This window comes from uncultured Limnohabitans sp. (genome assembly GCF_937889215.1).
In the GTDB taxonomy this organism is placed as follows: Bacteria; Pseudomonadota; Gammaproteobacteria; order Burkholderiales; family Burkholderiaceae_C; genus Limnohabitans_A.
In genome coordinates, this window is sequence record NZ_CALBEX010000131.1 from 1 (window position 1) to 5,143 (window position 5,143).

The 5,143-nt window shown below is 56.1% G+C and carries 6 protein-coding genes and 1 pseudogene; all 7 read right to left on the reverse strand.

Annotation, left to right across the window (positions count from 1 at the left end):
- A pseudogene (locus Q0341_RS03405) lies at nucleotides 1–321 on the reverse strand (formate dehydrogenase subunit gamma); the annotation flags it as partial.
- Nucleotides 322–338: 17 nt separating this feature from the next.
- Nucleotides 339–563, reverse strand: a complete 225-nt coding sequence (locus Q0341_RS03410) for a hypothetical protein (protein ID WP_366522666.1) — start codon at nucleotides 561–563, stop codon at nucleotides 339–341.
- Nucleotides 564–565: 2 nt separating this feature from the next.
- The gene (fdh3B, locus tag Q0341_RS03415) at nucleotides 566–1,165 is read right to left on the reverse strand and encodes a formate dehydrogenase FDH3 subunit beta (RefSeq protein WP_299510566.1); all 600 of its coding nucleotides are present in this window, start codon (nucleotides 1,163–1,165) and stop codon (nucleotides 566–568) included.
- A gap of 18 nt (nucleotides 1,166–1,183) precedes the next feature.
- A complete protein-coding gene (locus tag Q0341_RS03420) occupies nucleotides 1,184–4,144 on the reverse strand; it encodes a formate dehydrogenase subunit alpha (RefSeq protein ID WP_299510568.1) in 2,961 nt (986 codons plus the stop codon).
- 46 nt (nucleotides 4,145–4,190) lie between these two features.
- Complete coding sequence (locus Q0341_RS03425) at nucleotides 4,191–4,400, reverse strand: formate dehydrogenase (protein WP_299510570.1); 210 nt, start codon at nucleotides 4,398–4,400, stop codon at nucleotides 4,191–4,193.
- A 216-nt stretch (nucleotides 4,401–4,616) separates the two neighbouring features.
- Nucleotides 4,617–4,790, reverse strand: a complete 174-nt coding sequence (locus Q0341_RS03430) for a hypothetical protein (RefSeq protein WP_299510572.1) — start codon at nucleotides 4,788–4,790, stop codon at nucleotides 4,617–4,619.
- Nucleotides 4,787–5,143: amidase family protein (locus tag Q0341_RS03435; RefSeq protein WP_299510574.1), on the reverse strand; the 357-nt coding region annotated here is incomplete at its 5' end. The genes Q0341_RS03435 and Q0341_RS03430, both read right to left, overlap by 4 nt.

The window sequence follows — 5,143 nt, forward strand, 5'->3', positions numbered from 1 at the left end:
AGGTTGGATCAGATTGCCCGCCTCCGGTGCCTGGCTTTTGGGCAGGCTGCTGTAGCCGGTCACGCCCTGCCCGACCGCACGCCACATGGGCGCGTTGTTACCGGGTTGAACTTGTCCGCGTTCAGCGTTGTTTTGGTCTTTGTACTTTGGATCGGCATCAGCATCTGGCGCGATCTGAAAAATGTTGGCGCTTTTCACGCCCAAGCTGTTGTCCGATGCCGCAGCCAGTTTTGGGGCTGCCGCATCGGTGCTGGGCGAAGTCTGGGCAGACACGCCCAGAGTGGCCAGGGCCAGCCCGATGGAGAACAAGAAGCGACGCATGAACATCTCCTAAGCGATCACTGGGGAGCGCGGGCGTGGTCGTTTTGGCCGTAACTGGCACGGGCTTTGAGGTGGCTTGACCAACTGGCTTTGTCACCGGCTTTCCAGCCTGGATCGGTGAAGGCGGTCACGCCCGTTCCGTTCACCGCAGGCTTGTCGGTGGTGCTGCCCAGACTGTTTTGCACGTTTTCGCCACAAGCGGCCAACAAAAAGGCAGCGCTCAGAATCAAAGCTGTTTTCATGCTCATGCTCCTTTGGCCTGATTGCCGTAAGCGGTGCCCCAACCCCACACCTCAGCACCTTTGCCGCGTTGCACCACGCGGCCGCGCAAAATGTCGGCCACGACGTCGCCGTCACCCGCCAACAAAGCCTTGGTCGAGCACATCTCAGCACAAGCCGGGAGCTTGCCTTCGGCCAGACGGTTGCGACCGTATTTGTCAAACTCAGCTTGACTGCCATGCTCCTCTGGGCCGCCAGCGCAGAAAGTGCACTTGTCCATCTTGCCGCGCAAACCAAAAGCGCCGCTGGAAGGAAATTGTGGTGCGCCAAAGGGACAGGCGTAAGAGCAGTAGCCGCAGCCAATGCAAATGTCCTTGTCATGCAAAACCACACCTTCTTCGGTTTTGTAAAAGCAGTTGACCGGGCATACCGCCATACAAGGGGCATCCGAGCAATGCATGCACGCGACCGAGATCGACTTTTCGCCTGGAACACCGTCGTTCAAGGTGACCACGCGACGGCGGTTGACGCCCCATGGGACTTCGTGCTCGTTTTTGCAAGCGGTGACGCAACCGTTGCATTCGATGCAGCGCTCTGCATCGCAGATAAATTTCATTCTTGCCATCGTGTTCTCCAGGGGCGCTTACGCTTTTTCGATGTTGCAGATGGTGGTCTTGGACTCTTGCATCATGGTGACGCTGTCATAACCATAAGTGGTAGCGGTATTGACCGCCTCGCCGCGCACGATGGGCGCGGCCCCCTTGGGGTAATGCGCCAGCATGTCAGCACCTTGCCAACGGCCAGAGAAGTGGAATGGCAAAAACACAGTGTCAGGTGCGACGCGCTCTGTGACCAGTGCCTGCACGTTCAGGCGTGCGCCTGTTGGCGTGCTCACCCAGGCTCTTTCACCGTTGCGGATGCCGCGATCTGCAGCAGATTTTGGGTTGATCTCGACAAACATCTCTTGCTGCAATTCGGCCAGCCAAGGGTTGGATCGGGTTTCTTCACCGCCACCTTCGTACTCGACCAAACGACCGGAAGTCATGATCAGCGGGAACTTTTCATGCAACTTGTCCGCAATGTTCTTGTCTTGCACGGTTTTGTAAAGGGTTGGCAGACGCCAGAAAGCCTTTTTGTCATCGTGTGTCGGGTACTTGGCCATCATGTCCGGACGGGTGCCGTACAGCGGCTCGCGGTGCTGCGGAATCGGATCAGGGAAATTCCAGACCACTGCGCGTGCTTTGGCATTGCCGAAGGGGTAGCAGCCATGCTCTTTCATGAACACACGGATCATGCCGCCGGATGAATCGGTTTTCCAGTTCTTGCCTTCGGCCTTGGCCTTTTCAGCTTCGGTCAATTCGTCCCACCAGCCCAGCTTCTTCAGCAGGATGTGATCGAGCTCGGGGTAGCCTGTGGTGATGTCTGCACCCACAGAGTGCGAGCCGTCTTCAGCCAGCAAGCTCTTGCCATCGCGTTCCACGCCAAAGTTAGCGCGGAAATTGCCGCCACCATCCATGACATGCTTTGATGGATCGTACAAGTTGGGGGTACCCGGGTGCTTCATCTCGGGCGTACCCCAGCACGGCCATGGCAGGCCAAAGTAGTCACCCGTGAAGTCGTAGCCGGTTTCCTTGTCTTTGCCGCCCTTGGCCTTCAGCGTTTTCACGTCGAACACATTCATGTTCTTCATGTGCGCCTTCAAGCGCTCGGGGGTCTGGCCTGTGTAGCCAATGGTCCAGACGCACTTGTTGATTTCACGCAAGATGTCTTCGGGCACGGGCTCGTCCATGCCACCCACTTTTTGCATCTTGTAGTTCTTCGAAAGCTCTTTGGCAAAGCCCAGCTTTTCTGCCAACTGGTGCATGATCATGTGGTCGCTGCGGCTTTCCCACAAAGGCTCGATGACCTTCTCACGCCACTGGATAGATCGGTTCGATGCGGTGCACGACCCACTGGTTTCGAACTGCGTAGAAGCCGGCAACAGGTAAACCGCGCGGTTGGGATTCAAATCTTCGGCTTTGCCTGGCATCGCCGCCATGGCGGCTGTGGCCGAGGGGTAAGGGTCCACCACCACCAACAAGTCGAGCTTGTCCATGGCCCGCTTCATGTCCAAACCACGGGTTTGCGAGTTCGGGGCATGGCCCCAATAGAACACGCCGCGCAGGTTGCTGTCTTGGTCGATCAGCTCGTTGTTTTCCAACACGCCATCGATCCAGCGGGACACAGTGATACCGCTCTTGCCCATCATGGCGGGCGTTGCAAATTGCTTCTTGATCCACTCGAAGTCCACGCCCCAAGTGTTGGCGAAATGCTTCCACGAACCTTCGGCCAGACCATAGTAGCCGGGCAAGGAGTCGGGGTTGGGGCCGACATCGGTCGCACCTTGAACGTTGTCGTGGCCACGGAAAATGTTGGTGCCGCCACCGGACTTGCCGACGTTGCCCAATGCCAATTGCAAAATGCACGAAGCGCGCACCATGGCGTTGCCGATGGTGTGCTGGGTTTGACCCATGCACCAGACGATGGTGCCGGGATTGTTGTCGTGCAGCATCTTGGCGATCTTGAGCATTTGCTCTTCTTTGACACCACAAGCCTCTTCGACTTTGTCAGGTGTCCATTTCGCCAGCACATCTTCTTTGACGGCTTCCATGCCGTAAACACGGTCGTTGATGTACTTTTTGTCTTCCCAGCCGTTTTTGAAGATGTGGTACAGCAAACCAAACAAAAACGGAATATCGGTGCCAGAACGGATACGCACGTACTCGTCAGCTTTAGCGGCTGTGCGCGTGAAACGCGGATCCACCACGATCATCTTGCAGCCGTTTTCCTTGGCGTGCAGCATGTGCAGCATGGACACGGGGTGGGCTTCGGCGGCGTTGGAGCCAATGTACAAAGCGACCTTGCTGTTTTGCATGTCGTTGTACGAGTTGGTCATGGCGCCATAACCCCAGGTATTGGCCACACCAGCCACCGTGGTGGAGTGGCAAATGCGGGCCTGGTGGTCGCAGTTGTTGGTGCCCCAGAAGCTCACGAATTTGCGCAACAAATACGCCTGTTCGTTGTTGTGTTTGGACGAGCCGACGTAGTAAACGCTGTCAGGGCCACTGGCTTTTTTCAGCTCCAACATTTTGGCGCTGATTTCGTTCAGGGCGGTGTCCCAGCTGATGCGCTCGTATTGGCCGTTCACCAATTTCATGGGATAGCGCAGACGGTACTCGCCATGACCATGTTCGCGCAATGCGGCACCCTTGGCGCAATGCGCACCCAAATTGATGGGCGAATCAAACACCGCTTCTTGGCGCACCCAGACGCCATTTTCGACCACAGCATCCACCGCACAACCCACGGAGCAGTGGGTGCAAATGGTGCGTTTGACTTCAACTTTGCCGGCGCCAATATTGGACGCACCGGTTGCAGCTTGGGCTTTTTGCACCAAGCTCAGCTGCGAAGCAGCCAGACCCACACCTACGCCCAAGCCAGAGCGGCGTAGAAAGCTGCGGCGATCCAATGTGGGCAAAGCCTGCGACAAGCCACGGCGCAGGCTGTGAATGAAAGGAGATGAGGCGGTACCAGACGAACTGGTTTGCTTTTTAGTCAGCAACATGGAGGGCTCCAGTTGGGATTGAACGGGGGAAACAGCGAAAAACGGGTCAGACGCGGGTCGTCTTGTAGTACTGCTGAACGTGCTCGCTCAGGGTGTAGCCGCCGCCGCGCGTGGGCTTTGGCAAGGCTGTGTCCACTGGCGCAGCAGCCTGCTTAACGACACCGGGCAAAACGGCTGTGGCTGCAGCCACAGCGCCCACGGTGGCCGCGCCTGTGAACATGGTACGACGTGAAAAAGTGGAGGTTTTGGAAGACATCTTGCACTCCGGAAAATATGAAGTCAGGGCAAGCCCTAAAAAGTTAGCCAATGCAAATGTTTGCATAGGAGGTTATCTTACTGCCGCGCTGCACAGATTTCAAAGTAATAACCCTTGATTAATTGGAATTAAAGTCAAGTTGGAGACCCACGTCAAAGGTTACGCGCGCATCTACGTGCGCTGGCGCAAACAAAACACTCAGGTCAAGCAGGCAGATCACTCTGTCTTGTCGTCTTTGCCCGAAGAAAGATAATCAAAAACAGCCAAACCCAAACCACCGAGCAAAATCAAGGTGATGTCCAGTTGCGGTAACTTGAAAATGTAGGGCAGCAAAAAAGCTGCCATCAATGCAAGGCCCAAGAGGCCAGTAAAGCGTTCAAGAGATTTCATGCTTGATTCCTTTTGACAAATTCAGATACCAGCCAGCGCGAAGAGCGCAGTAAACGGGCATCGTTTTGGTACGAACCCACCGCCTGAACACCCAGCGGCAAACCATTGGACAAGCTCAGCAGTGGCAAATTGACGCAGGGCAGTCCTGCAAAGCTCCAGACGGTTTGCATGATCGGATTGCCTGTGGAGGACAAACCTTCAGGGGCCGTACCTAAAGCAGCTGGGCACAAAATCGCATCGTAAGCGGCAAAGTACTCGTCAAAAGCATTCATGACGTGGAACATGCGGTCTTTGGCGATCAGGTAATCGGTGCCCGACATCGTCATGGATTTTTCGACGCGTGCACGTAGCGG

Bases quoted from the DNA above. Each gene is read 5' to 3' on its own strand.
- Q0341_RS03410 (WP_366522666.1), bottom strand. From the start codon at position 563: ATGAAAACAGCTTTGATTCTGAGCGCTGCCTTTTTGTTGGCCGCTTGT.
- fdh3B (WP_299510566.1), bottom strand. From the start codon at position 1,165: ATGGCAAGAATGAAATTTATCTGCGATGCAGAGCGCTGCATCGAATGC.
- Q0341_RS03420 (WP_299510568.1), bottom strand. From the start codon at position 4,144: ATGTTGCTGACTAAAAAGCAAACCAGTTCGTCTGGTACCGCCTCATCT.
- Q0341_RS03425 (WP_299510570.1), bottom strand. From the start codon at position 4,400: ATGTCTTCCAAAACCTCCACTTTTTCACGTCGTACCATGTTCACAGGC.
- Q0341_RS03430 (WP_299510572.1), bottom strand. From the start codon at position 4,790: ATGAAATCTCTTGAACGCTTTACTGGCCTCTTGGGCCTTGCATTGATG.